This window comes from Lactobacillus nasalidis, from assembly GCF_016587775.1.
Lineage (GTDB): Bacteria > Bacillota > Bacilli > Lactobacillales > Lactobacillaceae > Lactobacillus > Lactobacillus nasalidis.
On record NZ_BOCG01000145.1, the window covers coordinates 1 to 210 of the forward strand.

Below are 210 nucleotides of genomic sequence, written 5' to 3' on the forward strand. Positions count from 1 at the left end.
AAGAAGGCCTATCAGTATCCTGAGTAGGGCGGGACACGTGAAATCCCGTCTGAATCCGCGAGGACCATCTCGCAAGGCTAAATACTAACCAGTGACCGATAGTGAACCAGTACCGTGAGGGAAAGGTGAAAAGAACCCCGGGAGGGGAGTGAAAGAGAACCTGAAACCGTGTGCCTACAAGTAGTCAGAGCCCGTTAACGGGTGATGGCG

General features: G+C 53.3%; 1 rRNA gene. It reads left to right on the forward strand.

The features are described 5' to 3' along the window. A 23S ribosomal RNA gene (locus tag lacNas_RS02560) occupies positions 1–210 on the forward strand; the annotation flags it as partial.